Annotated in this window: 8 protein-coding genes; 3 read left to right on the forward strand and 5 right to left on the reverse strand. The window is 63.3% G+C overall.

From position 1 onward, the window contains the following. Positions 1–118: 118 nt before the first annotated feature. On the forward strand, positions 119–1,402 hold the full coding sequence (locus EDE05_RS01570; protein ID WP_134099588.1) for a cystathionine gamma-synthase family protein: 1,284 nt from the start codon (positions 119–121) through the stop codon (positions 1,400–1,402). 128 nt (positions 1,403–1,530) lie between these two features. Beyond that, positions 1,531–2,082 carry a hypothetical protein gene (locus EDE05_RS01575; protein WP_132408469.1) on the forward strand — a complete coding sequence of 184 codons (552 nt, stop codon included), beginning with the start codon at positions 1,531–1,533 and terminating at the stop codon, positions 2,080–2,082. Between the two features lie 14 nt (positions 2,083–2,096). Here EDE05_RS01575 and EDE05_RS01580 read toward each other — a convergent pair whose 3' ends face one another. From EDE05_RS01580 to EDE05_RS01600, 5 genes are all read right to left on the reverse strand, one after another. Next, positions 2,097–3,401 (reverse strand): mechanosensitive ion channel domain-containing protein, encoded by a 1,305-nt coding sequence (locus EDE05_RS01580; protein ID WP_112797322.1) that lies wholly within the window; start codon positions 3,399–3,401, stop codon positions 2,097–2,099. A gap of 116 nt (positions 3,402–3,517) precedes the next feature. Continuing rightward, positions 3,518–3,814 carry a hypothetical protein gene (locus tag EDE05_RS01585; protein WP_132408467.1) on the reverse strand — a complete coding sequence of 99 codons (297 nt, stop codon included), beginning with the start codon at positions 3,812–3,814 and terminating at the stop codon, positions 3,518–3,520. A 79-nt stretch (positions 3,815–3,893) separates the two neighbouring features. Next, complete coding sequence (locus EDE05_RS01590) at positions 3,894–6,110, reverse strand: 3-hydroxyacyl-CoA dehydrogenase NAD-binding domain-containing protein (RefSeq protein WP_134099591.1); 2,217 nt, start codon at positions 6,108–6,110, stop codon at positions 3,894–3,896. 175 nt (positions 6,111–6,285) lie between these two features. Continuing rightward, positions 6,286–7,494, reverse strand: coding sequence for an acetyl-CoA C-acetyltransferase (locus EDE05_RS01595; RefSeq protein WP_112797329.1), 1,209 nt, complete (start codon positions 7,492–7,494; stop codon positions 6,286–6,288). 197 nt (positions 7,495–7,691) lie between these two features. Beyond that, positions 7,692–9,485: an acyl-CoA dehydrogenase C-terminal domain-containing protein gene (locus EDE05_RS01600; RefSeq protein ID WP_132408463.1), complete on the reverse strand. Its 1,794-nt coding sequence runs from the start codon at positions 9,483–9,485 to the stop codon at positions 7,692–7,694. Between the two features lie 476 nt (positions 9,486–9,961). On the opposite strand from EDE05_RS01600, the gene EDE05_RS01605 reads away from it, so the two are divergent. Continuing rightward, complete coding sequence (locus tag EDE05_RS01605; protein ID WP_132408461.1) at positions 9,962–13,822, forward strand: SEL1-like repeat protein; 3,861 nt, start codon at positions 9,962–9,964, stop codon at positions 13,820–13,822. The last annotated feature ends 151 nt before the right edge of the window (positions 13,823–13,973 follow it).

Below are 13,973 nucleotides of genomic sequence, written 5' to 3' on the forward strand. Positions count from 1 at the left end.
CATCGTCAACGGCATACTTCCGACATTTCGTCCTTTTCGTCTTGCCCACGAGGCGGCTTGAGAATGACGGCATGAAGCTTATCTCCATGATAGAAATTCTCGCCCGCAGGAGACCAGCATGACGGCGCCTCACCCTTCGAAGACGCATATCGGCAATCATAAGCTCCACCCAGAAACGCAGATGCTGAACTATGGTTACGACCCGGAACTTTCCGAAGGCGCCGTGAAGCCACCGGTCTTCCTCACCTCCACATTCGTGTTCAAATCGGCGGAAGAAGGCCGCGACTTCTTCGACTTCGTTTCCGGTCGCAAGGAGCCGCCACCCGGGACCGGTGCGGGCCTCGTCTATTCCCGCTTCAACCATCCGAACAGCGAGATCGTCGAGGACCGGATGGCGGTCTACGAGCAGACGGACAGCTGCGCGCTCTTTTCCTCCGGCATGTCGGCGATCGCCACCACACTGATGGCCTTCGTGAGGCCTGGGGACAGCATCCTCCACTCCCAACCGCTCTATGGCGGCACCGAGACGCTGCTGGCGAAAACCTTCCTCAATCTCGGCGTCGCGGCGGTGGGTTTTGCGGACGGCGTGAACGAAAAATCCGTCACCGCCGCTGCGGAAGAGGCGATGTCGAAAGGCCGCGTTTCGGTGATCCTGATCGAGACGCCGGCAAACCCGACCAATAGCCTCGTGGATGTCGCGATGATCCGTCGCGTCGCTGAGACGATCCGGGAAACCCAGGGGCATATGCCGGTCATCGCCTGCGACAACACCCTGCTCGGCCCGGTCTTCCAGCGGCCGATCGAGCATGGCGCCGATATCTCCCTTTATTCCCTGACCAAATATGTGGGCGGCCATTCAGACCTGATCGCCGGGGCCGCGCTCGGCTCCAAGGCGGTCATCAAGCTGGTGAAGGCCTTGCGCGGGGCAATCGGCACCCAGCTCGATCCGCATTCCTGCTGGATGCTCGGCCGCAGCCTCGAGACGCTGTCGATCCGCATGGAAAAGGCGAATGCGAATGCGGCGGCGGTCGCCGAGTTCCTGCGCAGCCACCCCCGGGTTGAAAAACTCCACTACCTGCCGTTCGACGACCCGCAGTCTCCGACCGGACAGGTCTTTGCCCGCCAATGCACCGGTGGCGGATCGACCTTTTCCTTCGACATCGAGGGCGGACAGCCAGCTTCCTTCCGGTTTTTGAACGCGCTGTCGATCTTCAAGCTGGCGGTCAGCCTCGGCGGCACGGAATCGCTTGCCAGCCATCCGGCGACGATGACGCATTCCGGCGTGCCGGCGAATGTGCGCCAGCGGATCGGCGTCCTCGACTCGACCATCCGGTTGTCGATCGGCATCGAACACCCGGACGACCTGATCGCCGATTTGACGATGGCGCTCGATAAGGCGTGACGTCCGCTTCCAAAATCCCCGGAATCTGCTAGCAAAGACGGCGGGTAAAGGGGACAGCTGCCGACCGGATGGCGATGGGAGCCTGCTGGGTTCCGAAGCGTGGCGGCAGCCGGCACGGGGGTTACGGCATGGGTTTTGCGACAATTCTGGCGATCGGCCTCGCCATCGCTTTGGCGGGGTGTTCTCAAGTTGCGGAAAAGGCGGAGAGTGCCGCCAACCGCTCGTTCACCAGCTATGCGCTGGGCAAGCCTTATCAGGAGGTCGCCAATCTCGGCCAATCGCCGATGGCGCGGCTTTCCGGCTCCGGCGCGACCTTCGGGCCGATGATCGGTGAGACGCAACTTACCAATGGCACGACGATCTACCGGCACATGGCGCCCGGCGCCAGGACCGAGAGCGGCACGAATTTCGCCGGCCTTGTCGGCAGTTCGAGCGTCTCGCAGAACAACCGGCTTTCCTATTTCCTGGTGGGGCCGGACGGGATCGTGAGGGACTGGGCGAGCGGTTCGGTGCAGGGAACCGCCAGCGACTGCGTGCAATATATCGGCGGCATCATCAACCGCTGCAGCGACATGCGGCAGCTTCAGGCCTCGCTTGCGCTCTACGACATGCGCGTTGCGACCAAGGCGGGCCAGCCGATCTCGACCTGGGGCCAGCCCGCGGCACCTGCGATGAATTGAGAGCGGCGGGAGCATCATTTCTCTCTCCCGCCATCCCGCCTGAATAACACCGGCGTCTTCATGATGATCTCCCGGTGCGGGAACGGTATGTCGATGCCGGAGGCCTTGAAGGCATCCCAGAGCGCCAGCAGCACTTCTCCGCGGATATTGGTAAGCCCGTTGGCGGGGTCGGAAATCCAGAAGCGCAGGCGAAAATCCAGCGACGAGGCGCCGAAGGCGGTCAGCCAGCAGACGGGCGGTTTGTAATTGTTGGCGACGCGCGGGACGGCGGAGGCCGTTTCGATGGCGATCCGCACCACCTCGTGGGGGTCGCTGTCATAGGACGTGCCGAAATCGACATCGATGCGGACATAATCGCTGGAGAAGGACCAGTTGACCACCTGCTGCGAGATGAAGTCCTCGTTGGGAATGAGATATTCCTTGCCGTCGCGGGTGATGACCGAGACGAAGCGGGAGCGCAAATCCCGGATCGATCCGAAGGTATCGCCGAGCGTGATGGTGTCGCCCGGCTTGATCGACTTGTCGAGGAGGATGATGATCCCGGAAATAAAGTTCGATACCACCTTCTGAAGCCCGAAACCCACCCCCACCCCGACGGCCCCGGAGAAGACGGTGAGCGCGGTCAGATCGATACCGGTGGCCGATAGCGCGACGGCGCCGGCGACCACGATGAGGCTGATCTTGATCAGCTTGGTGATCAGCACCTTGAAGGACGGCGACAGGTCGCTGGAGCGCTGCACCCAATGGCCGAGCACGTTTCCGAAGAGCACGGCGAGCCAGACGAGGGCGACGGCCAGCACGATCGCCTTGACGATGACGAGCAGCGAAAGCCGCATGGCCCCAAGCGTGATCGCCGCGCCGTCCATGGCCGAGATCAGCGGGCCGTCGAGGCCGATCGCATAAACCGCGACATAGGTCCAGCTGACGATCGCCACCAGCCGCGACAGGGTCGGGTTGCGGATGATCTTGGTGAGGACGGCGACCGCAAACCAGGCGGCTACCAGCGTGAGGACCGTACCGAGAAGCCAGCGCTGCGACGGCCAGGTTCTCGGCGCGAGCGCCGCATGGGCAATCCACAGCCACAGAACGAGGTAAAGCCATCTGAGGCGCCGCATGAAGGCGATAATGACCCTGAGGAGATCCGGATTTCCCTTGATGCGGCGGGCGCGAGCTTCGAAAACGGGTTCGGTGCGCGACGCGAGGAAGGATGAGAGAGCGAAGCCGACCGCGATGATCCCAAGCTGATAAAGCGTCCATTCGCTCAGAACGAAGGTCCTGAGCCAGGCTTCCAGCTCCTCGATCATCGGCATGAGATCCACGGCGGCGCGGCCCTTGTTTGGCTTGTTCCTTCAACCCGTGGAAATGCCATTTGGTTCAATAGGGAGGGCGAAGCAAGCCGCCAAAGCCGGTCTGCCGCGGGCAGCGGCTTAGGCGGTCATGGGTATCGGTTCTCCGTTTCCTTGCGGCCGTCATATTTCGGTTCGTCGTCTTCCGCCTCTCCGTCCAGCTGCCTCATGCCCGCCAGCACCTCCTGCTGGCGTGCCCCGCGAGGGCCGACACAGGGTGGGAAGCTGGTGTGATAACCCGGCTCGGTGCGATATTGAGCCCCGTGGGAAAGCCCTTGCAAGCCTTGGCGCGGCGGCAGGCTGAGAGGTCGCAGGTCTTCCAGAAGCCGAGATACGTCGCCGCACGTGTGAATATTCACCTCCATAGGCAAGCGTTCTTCGGTCAACCTCCTAGCGACCCTGTTGAATTCGATGAAGATTGGCAGGACTAGCCCAAGTGAGCTTTGACGAGTGCGGGAAGGCAGCTCACGCCGCCTCCCTCACCTTCCCATACGGGTCGAACCGCCCGTAAAACGTCTCACCCTTCGCGGCCATATCCCTCAACAGTTCCGTCGGCTTGAAGTGCGGGCCGTAGCTCGCGGCCAGTTTTTCGCAGAGCGCGACGAAATTCTTCACGCCCATGCCATCGATGTAGGAGAGCGTGCCGCCGGTATAGGGGGCGAAGCCGAAGCCCAGGATGGAGCCTACGTCGGCTTCGCGCGGGTCGGTGACGATGCCTTCTTCCACCGTGCGGGCGGCTTCGAGCGCGATCGTCACCAGCAGGCGCTGCTTCAGGACGTTGACGTCCACCTCCTCGGCCTTTTTCTGCGGGTAGAGCGTCTTCAGTTCCGGCCAGAGATATTTCTTGGCGGGCTTCGCCGGATATTCGTAGAAACCCTTGCCGTTCTTGCGGCCGCGACGGTCGAGCACGTCCACCATCTGGTCGATGAGGGCCATATGCTCCGGCTTGACGGCGTTGGGGCCGAGATCGGCGATCGAGGCTTTCATGATCTTCTGGGAAAGATCGACGGCGACCTCGTCGTTCAGCGACAGCGGGCCGACCGGCATGCCGGCCATTTTCGCGGCGTTTTCGATCATGACAGGCGGAACGCCTTCGATCAGCATGTCATAGGCTTCGTTGATGTAGCGGAAGACGCAGCGGTTGACATAAAAGCCGCGGGTGTCGTTGACGACGATCGGGGTCTTCTTGATGGCCGCGACGTAATCGAGCGCTGCGGCGAGCGCCTTGTCGCCCGACTTTTCGCCGAGGATGACCTCGGTCAGCATCATCTTCTCGACCGGCGAGAAGAAATGCACGCCGATGAACTGGTCGGGGCGCCTGGAATTTTCCGCAAGGCCAGTGATCGGCAGGGTCGAGGTGTTGGAGGCGAAAATGGTGGTTTCCGGAATGACCGCTTCCACCTGCTCGATCACCGCCTTCTTGACGGCGCGGTCCTCGAACACCGCTTCGACCACGAGCGAGGCATCGGAAAGGGCGGCATAATCGGGCGTCGGGGTGATGAGCGAAAGCAGCTTTTCGCCCTCTTCCTTGGTCATGCGGCCCTTACCGACCTGTTCGGCCACCAGCTTTTCGGAATGGGCCTTGCCCTTGTCGGCGGCTTCTTGGGTCTGGTCGATGAGGGTGACCGGAATGCCGGCTGCCGCCGTCACATAGGCGATCGAGGCGCCCATGAAACCGGCGCCGACGACGCCCACCTTCTTGAACTCCGTCTTCGGCGGGCCGGCCGGGCGGCGGGCGCCCTTGCCGAGTTCCTGCATGGAGACGAAGAGCGAGCGGATCATCGAAAACGCTTCCGTCGTGCGCAGGATCTCGGTGAAATAGCGCTGCTCGACCTTGAGGCCCGTGTCGAAGGGAAGCTGCAGGCCTTCATAGACGCATTTCAGGATCGCGAGCGCGCCGGGATAGTTGCCGGCGGATTCGCGCCGCAGGATCGCAGGCGCGGCTGGCCAGAGCTGGGCTGCGGCCGGCGTCCAGATGCCGCCGCCGGGAACCTTGAAGCCCTTTTCATCCCAGGGGGCGACGGGCTTCAGGCCGTCCTTGATCATCTGCTTGGCGGCATTGATGAGCTCGGCGGGCTCGACGACCTGGTGCACGAGGTTCATGGCCTTGGCGCGCTGGGCCGTCAGCGACGAACCTGTCGTCATCATCTGCAGGGCGTCCTGGGCATTCGCCAGCCGCGGCACGCGCTGGGTGCCGCCGGCGCCCGGGAAGATGCCGACCTTGACTTCCGGCAACGCGATCTTCACCGACTTGGAGTTGGCGGCGACGCGGCCATGGCAGGCGAGCGACAGTTCGAACGCGCCGCCCATGCAGGTGCCGTTGATGGCGGCAACCCAGGGCTTGCCGTTGGTCTCGACCTTGCGCCACAGCCAGGACATGCGGCCGGCGGCATCGAAGAGTTTTTGGGCGGCCGTCGCCGGGTCCTTCGCCTGCTCTTCGGCGAGCATCGAGAACATCGACTTGATCATGGTGAGATCGGCGCCGCCGGAGAAGGACGATTTTCCGGACGTGAAGACGACACCCTTGACGGCGCTATCCGCCACGGTCGCATCGACGATCTGGTCGATCTCGTCCATCACCTCCATGGTGAAGACGTTCATCGACTTTTCCGGCATGTCCCAGGTGACGAGTGCAATGCCGTCCGCGTCGGTTTCTACGGTGAAGTTCTTGTAGGTGCTCATGATGGGATTTCCTCTTCCCTGAAAATCTTTTGGCGTGCCGTACCGCCCCCTCACCCGGCCTCCGCTTCGCTCGGCCACCCTCTCCCCGCGGGGGAGGAGGATCGGAGGCGTTGCGGCAATTCCTCTTCTCCCCTCGGGGAGAAGGTGCCGGCAGGCGGATGAGGGGGCTAACCCCTCAAACCCTTTCGATGATCGTCGCCGTGCCCATGCCGGCGCCGATGCAGAGGGTTACCAGCGCTGTGTTGAGGTCGCGGCGTTCCAGCTCGTCCAGCACCGTGCCTAAGATCATTGCGCCGGTCGCTCCGAGCGGGTGGCCCATGGCGATCGCGCCGCCGTTGACGTTGATCTTGTCATGCGGAATCTCGAAGGCCTGCATGTAGCGGAGAACCACGGCGGCGAAGGCTTCGTTGAGCTCGAAGAGGTCGATGTCGGAGATCTTCATGCCGGAGCGCTTCAGAAGCTTCTCGGTGACGTCGACCGGGCCGGTCAGCATCAGCGCCGGATCGGAACCGATATTGGCGAAGTGGCGGATGCGGGCGCGGGGTTTCAGGTTCATGCTTTCGCCGCCGGCCCTGGAGCCGATCAGGACAGCCGCTGCGCCATCGACGATGCCGGACGAATTGCCGGCGTGGTGGACGTAGTTGATCTTCTCGATCTCCGGATGGGCCTGGATGCCGACGGCTTCGAAGCCGCCCATCTCGCCCGGCATCTGGAAGGACGGGTTGAGCGAGGCGAGCGACTGCATGTCGGTGGTCGGGCGCATGTGCTCGTCGCGGTCGAGGATGGTCAGACCGTTCTGGTCCTTGACCGGAATGACCGAGTTCTTGAAGTAGCCGGCATCCCAGGCAGCGCCGGCGCGCTTCTGGCTTTCGACGGCATAGGCGTCGACGTCGTCGCGGCTGAAGCCGTATTTGGTGGCGATCAGATCGGCCGAAACGCCCTGCGGCATGAAGTAGGCGGGGAAGTTGACCGACGGATCCATGTACCAGGAGCCGCCGGACATGCCCATGCCGACCCGCGACATCGACTCGACGCCGCCGGCGATGACGATGTCGTCCGAACCGGCCGCGACCTTGCCGGCCGCGAAATTGACCGCATCGAGGCCCGAGGCGCAGAAGCGGGAGATCTGCATGCCGGGCGCCCTGGTCGAATAGCCGGCCTCGAAGGCTGCGGCCTTGGGGATGACGGCGCCTGCATCCATGATCGGATCGACGCAGCCCATGATGATGTCGTCGACGGTCGTCGTGTCGAGGCCGTTCCTGTCTCGGATTGCTTCGAGCGCCTTGGCGGCGAGGCGGACGGACGGCACTTCGTGCAGCGCCCCGTCCTTCTTGCCGCGGCCGCGCGGGGTGCGGACGTGGTCATAAATGAAGACTTCGGTCATGGTGTCATCTCCCTGGGTGGCGCATGTGGCGCCGTAGAATTCTGTGGGACCGGCAGCCCGGCCCTTCGCTCAAGCTCAGGGCGTTCGGCGCTCGAAACGATTCACTGGATCGTTTCGTCGGCTGCGCCGACCGCTTCTCACCCCTCATCCGGCCCTTTGGGCCACCTTCTCCCCGTTGGGGAGAAGAAGGACCCTAATCAAAACGCCTCGGCTGCCAGTTCCATCAGGCTGTCGGCACCGGCCTCGATGCGGGTCTTGCGCATTGCCGTTTCAGGCATGATCTTTTCCATGAAGAACTTCGCAGTCACCAGCTTGTTCTTCAGGTAGTCTGCGCGGGCGTCGCCGGCAGCAAGCTTTTCCTGCGCGGTCTTCGCCATCCTCGCCCACATATAGCCAAGCGTCACAAGGCCGAAGAGGTGCATGTAATCGGTCGAGCCGGCGCCGGCATTGTCGGGCTTGGCCATAGCATTCTGCATGAACCACATGGTTGCGGCCTGCAGGTCGTTCAAGCCCTTCTTGAGCGCCTTCGTGAACGGTGCCATCTGCTCGTCGGCGCGATTTTCCTCGCAGAAATCGCCGATCTCCTTGAACATCGCCATGACGGCGCGGCCGCCATTCAGCGCCAGCTTGCGGCCGACCAGATCGAGTGCCTGGATACCGTTTGCGCCCTCGTAGATCATGGTGATGCGGGCATCGCGGACATACTGGCTCATGCCGTGTTCTTCGATATAGCCGTGGCCACCGAAGACCTGCTGGGCCATGACGGCATGGTCGAAGCCCTTGTCGGTCATGACGCCCTTGAGGATGGGAGTCGCGAGGCCGAGGAGATCGTCGGCGTTCTGGCGCTCGGCCGCGTCTTCCGAGCGGTGCGCGATATCCGACTTCAGCGCCGTCCACAGCAGGAAGGCGCGGCCCGCTTCGTTGAATGCCCGGATCGTCATCAGCGAACGGCGGATATCGGGATGGACAATGATCGGGTCAGCTTTCTTGTCCGCCGCCTTGGGACCGGAAAGCGAGCGGCCCTGAATGCGTTCGCGGGCATACATGACGGCGTTCTGGTAAGCGGTTTCGGCGATCGCCAAACCCTGCAGGCCCACGCCCAAACGCGCCTCGTTCATCATCACGAACATCGCAGCAAGGCCTTTGTTCTCGGCGCCGATCAGGTAGCCGGTCGCCTCGTCATAGTTCATGACGCAGGTCGAATTGCCGTGGATGCCCATCTTGTGTTCGATCGCGCCGCAGGTGACGCCGTTGCGCTTGCCGAGCGAACCGTCTTCCTTGACCATGAACTTCGGCACGATGAACAGCGAGATGCCCTTGGTGCCTTCCGGCGCGCCCTCGATGCGGGCGAGAACCAGGTGCACGATGTTGTCAGTCATGCCGTGTTCACCGGCGGAGATGAAGATCTTCTGGCCGGAAATCTTGTAGGAGCCATCGGCCTGCGGAACCGCCTTGGTGCGCAGAAGGCCGAGATCGGTGCCGCAATGAGGCTCGGTAAGGTTCATGGTGCCGGACCAGGTGCCTTCGACCATCTTCGGCAGGTAGGTCTGCTTCTGCTCTTCCGAACCGTGAACGAGGATTGCTGCAATCGCGCCCTGGGTGAGGCCTGGATACATCATCAGCGACATATTGGCGGAGGACATATATTCGCCGACGGCAGCATGCAGCGTATAGGGAAGCCCCTGGCCGCCGAATTCCTCTGGAACGGCAAGGCCAATCCAGCCGGCCTGGCAATACTGGTCATAGGCTTCCTTGAAACCTTTCGGCACGGATACCGTACCATTGTCGTGGCGGGTACAGCCTTCCTGATCACCGGAAAGGTTCAGCGGAAAGAGAACATCTTCCGCCACTTTGGCGGCTTCGCCGATAATGGCTTCCAGCATATCAGGCGTGGCATCGGCAAAACCTGGAAGGTTGCCATAGCGCTCCAGCCCCAGCACATCGTTCAAGATGAAAAGCGTATCGTTTACCGGCGCCTTGTACACTGGCATGGTCGAGCTTCCTCCATATCCTCGTCCCGGGCCTTCGGCTCATGGCGGGCCCGCATTCCGTCACTATGAATAATTGACGTTTGCGTAAACGTCAAATGTGAACAGCGGGATTTTTTCGTCGCGGCTCATCCTCTCTTCTCCTCCTCCGACATCCGGTTAATACCTCGAGCGGTCGCCAAGCTGGATGCGAGAGGCGGGAAGATAGGGCCAGCAAGCGAAACCGCATCACAACAAAAGAGGCCATGGACGCCGAAAAGGTTAAAATTTTCGGCCGGATTAACGGCTTGTTTACCACGTTTCGGGAAATAGTGGACCTTGGCGCGACGCAGAGCATTGATCCGCAAGGGATGCCACGTTCGCCGGATGGCAAGTCTTGCGTAGGCGATCTCGAACATGCGGCTGAATTTGATGGAGGGAGAGCCCTCCGACCGGCCCTGGCGAGAGCCTGCAGGAGCAACGTCGAAACGAGCGAGCAAATGAACGGATCACGATCGACCTCTCACCGTCATGGCGACCGCTCCTCCCTGGATGCGTTGAACCGCACCATTGAAGGGCTGGAGGCTCGTATCGAAGGACTGATGTCGGGAAAGGGCCGCGAGGGGCCTCAGCCGAAGGCCGGCGATTATCGGGGCCCACGGCAGGAAGTCCGGGCGTCCGAGCCGCGCAAGGCCGCTTCGAACCGTATGCCAGCCAGCGATCCGCTCGCCGAAATCCGCGAGCGCCAGCGCATCCTCGACGCCGGACGTGGCGCAAGGCCGGAGCGTACGTCCATGCCCGAGCGGCGGCGCGAGGAGCCCCGTTATGCCGAGCCCCCCCGCAACGAGATCAGGCCGCCGGAAGCCCATAGACCATCCGATCGTCCGGTGCTCCGCACGGAACCGGCCCGTCACCACGAGCCGCGCGCTCTGCACGAAGATACCCGACGCGCCTCACCCCAGCCACGTCCACAAGCGCCGCAGCCTCAACAGGCCGACGGCCTTCGCGACATTGCCCAGGCATTGATCAGTCTTCGCCAGGACTTAAAACAGGACATCTCCGAGGGCGTCGCCCGGGAAATGAACGCGCTTCGCGGCGAGATCCGCTCGATACGGTCGATCGCCGAGGACCAGCGGTTTGCAGACGACCTGCGCAGCGACCTTGCCCGGCTTGCCGAGAGCATCGACCATCTGGGGTATCAGGCAACGCCGGAAGCCGCCGACCTGCGCGCCGAGTTCGAGGAGCTGCGCTCCGTCATGGAAGGGCTTGCCCGCGAAGATTCGGTCCGCCGGATGGAAAGCCACTGGCAGGGTCTTGAAGAGCGGATGCATGACCTCGATTCAGCGGCTCTTCGCGAGGAGCTGATCGCGCTTGCTTATCGCATCGACGACATCAAGGGCCAGCTCGGCGAGATGAGCGACAGCCCCGCCATCCGGGCACTCGAACAGAAGCTGATCGCAGTGGCGAGCGCCATGGAGCAGCTCGGTTCGCGCATGCAGCCCAATGACGCGATCATTGCCGAACAGTTCGCGAGCCTCGACCAGCGGCTCGACGAAATCAGCCGCGCCATCGCTGTCGGCGGCCGGGCTTCCGCAGCGGCTTCCATTGACCAGTCGTTCCTGCAGCGGCTCGAGGGCCGGATAAATGTGCTCTCCGACCAGATCGAGACGATGACCCACGCGACCAGCCGCCGGGCCGATCCGACCGAGGCGCTGTCCGCCCGCATCGAGGCGCTGACGGTCCGCATCGAGGAGCTTTCCGACGAACAGGCCGGCACGCGCCTGGAGGAGCGGCTTGAGCAGCTTTCGCTGCTCATGGAACAGGCGCACAGGCCCGTCCAGCAATCCGATCTCTCCGATCATCTCGCCGATATTTCCCGCAAGATCGACGGACTGGAACAGGGCACGGTCAACGACGTGCTTGCCGAACGGCTCGAATACCTCGCCCGCCGAATCGACGAAATGGACTTCCAGCCGCGCAATCAGCCGGCGCTGGACCAGACGGCCTTCGGACGGATTGAGGACAGGCTGAGCGACATAGCCGCACGCCTCGACGACGCGACGACCGCACCGCGCGGCGACGAAAGCGCATTGCGCAATCTGGAAGACCAGATCGCTCATCTTTCCGCCCTCATCAGCCAACCGCAGGCGGCCGCCGGCGCGCTGCCTGCCGACTTCGACGACCGCATGAGCGCGATCGAAGGCTACATGGCGACCAATGACGAATATATCATCGAGGCTGCCCGCCAGGCGGCCGAGGCGGTGATCGAGTCCTATTCCCGCAATACCGCGGCCGGCAGCCCCGTCGCGGCGTCCGATATGGCGGCGCTTTCCGCGCTTGCCGACGACCTGCGGCACCTCGAGGACCTGACACGTAACTCCGAGGAAAGAACGCACCAAACCTTCGAAGCCCTGCACGGCACGCTGGTACAGATTGCCGACCGGCTGGACGGCATAGACGAGCGGCTTGCGGCGGCAGCCCACGCGGAACCCCAGCACCAATATGCCGAGCCGGCACGGCAGGAAGTTCGGGCCGCGCCGGTCATGCCGGCAGCGGCGCCGCTTGCCGTCGCATCGTTGGAGATTGCGGACAAGGAGATCGAGGAGGCAAGAGCACAGGCCTCAGCGTTCGGCACCCGAGAAACGATCATCGGCGACACTCAGGAAGCTGAAGTGATGCTGCATTCGGACCACGCCGAGCCGAAAGCCGCGACGCCGGAGAAAACCGCAAAGCCAAGCCTGTTGGCCGGACTTTCGCGCCGCTTCCTCCCCGGCCACAAGGAACCGGCTCCTAAAAACGTGCGTGCCGTCATCGACCCGACGCCGTCGATCGACCCGTCGAACGTTTTGCCGCCCGACCACGAGAACGATCTGCTGGAGCCGGGTTCCGGCGCACCCGACGTCAAGAAGATCCTGGAACGGGTCCGAGCCAGTCAGGCTGCCGGCGACTTCGACGGAGACCGGGCGAGCGGTGCCGCCAAAGCGGATTACATCGCAGCCGCTCGTCGCGCGGCCAAGGCAGCCGCGCAGGAAGCCGATCCGGCAAAGCCGGTCTCGCCAGCCAAAGACATGCGTAAAGCCGCTCAACCTTCCGCCGGCGGCATCGGAAGCCTGCTTTCCCGGCATCGCCGCCCGATCCTGATGGCCGTGGGCGCCGTGCTTCTGGCCCTGATGGCGATGCCGCTTGCCAAGACGCTTACCAGCGGCGCGAAAGCACCCGAAACACCTGCCGCCAGGATCGAAGCACCAGCCCAGCCTGCGGCGCCTGCCAATGTGACCGGCAGCAGCGGCACCTCGGAGATCGAGACCCAGCCCGCAACCGACGGCGCCGAGGCGGACGCCGCGCTGCCGGAAGCCGCCGAACCTCCACGACAGATCGACGCCGGCAGCCACCTTACCGATCCGCAACCGGCAGCAGGCGAGATTTCCGCCGTGCAGCCGGCAGGCAGCCCGGTCCAAGCAAGCGAAGGCTTCACACCGCCCGAGAAGGCGGAAGCGGCGCAGATCGCTGTCCCGGCAGACATCGCGCCGAAGTCGCTCGCAGATGCGGCAGCGGGCGGCGATCCCAACGCGCTCTTCGAAATCGGCGCCCGCTTCACCGAAGGACGCGGCGTCAAGGCCGACCTCTCGGAAGCTGCCAACTGGTACAAGCTTGCGGCCGACCGCGGCCTTGCCCCGGCGCAATACCGGGTTGCCAACCTTTTCGAGAAAGGCACTGGCGTCACCCGCGACGTCAACAAGGCGCTGCACTACTACAAGCAGGCCGCCGAGGCGGGCAATGCGAGCGCCATGCACAATCTCGCCGTCCTCTTTGCATCCGGAGCCGCGGGCCAGCCGGACTATGCCGCCGCCGTCGAGTGGTTCGGCAAGGCCGCCGATCTCGGCGTCTCCGACAGCCAGTTCAACCTCGCGATCCTCTATGCGCGCGGTAATGGCGCGAAGCAGGATCTCGAGGAATCCTACAAGTGGTTCGCCGTCGCTGCAAAGGACGGTGACAAGGATGCGGCGCAGAAACGCGACGAGGTGGCGAACGCCATGCGCAAGGAGCAGCTCGAAAGCGCCCGCGCCAAGGCTGATGCATGGAAGGTAAAGCCGCTCGATCCCAAGGCGAACTCGGTCAACCTGCCCGACGAATGGGCCTCGGGCAAACCGCTCACCACCGCTTCGGTCGACATGGAAAAGGCGATCCGCAACATCCAGGCGATCCTCGGCAAAAACGGCTTCGACGCTGGTACTCCGGATGGCAAGATGGGCGCCAAGACGGTTTCGGCGATCAAGGCCTTCCAGACCTCCGTCGGCCAGGAGCCGACCGGCAAGATCAACGACGCGCTGGTCAAGGAGCTTCTGGCGCGCAACAAGTAACTCGACTTACCCGACCGGACTTGAGGAGAAGCGGCATATTCATCACGCCGCCGCAAAAACGGCAAACCTGCCGCCTTATCTGAGACTTGCGGTTTGACTCGGCCGGTGGCCGGGAGCATGACGGATGAAGCCCTTCATGCCCCGTTCACGC

This window comes from Neorhizobium sp. R1-B, from assembly GCF_004368875.1.
GTDB lineage: Bacteria > Pseudomonadota > Alphaproteobacteria > Rhizobiales > Rhizobiaceae > Neorhizobium > Neorhizobium huautlense.